1 pseudogene is annotated in these 268 nt (G+C 40.7%); it reads left to right on the forward strand.

The features are described from left to right. Window positions 1-268: pseudogene (locus HMPREF2613_RS06400) on the forward strand (hypothetical protein); the annotation flags it as partial.

A 268-nucleotide genomic window follows, 5' to 3' on the forward strand; every position in this document is an offset into this window, starting at 1 on the left:
GAGCTATGTATATTATGGCCATTGAAATTGCGACTGCTATTGATGGTCAGATTAGCGAAGATGATAAAGAGAGCTGGTTAAGTGTGGAGGAATTTAAAAAACGGCATGAGGCAATCCTTTCGATGAGTTATGAAGAGGCTAATGAGCTGAGTTTGGAAGAAATTCCATTTATGGACGATGTGAGAGACCCAGTTTGGGCAGAAGATGACCGTAGGAATGAAGAATACATCAAAATCCATGGTGAACCAGTTTATGACGATGAGGAAGA

The organism is Streptococcus sp. HMSC070B10 (genome assembly GCF_001808665.1).
Taxonomy (GTDB): domain Bacteria; phylum Bacillota; class Bacilli; order Lactobacillales; family Streptococcaceae; genus Streptococcus.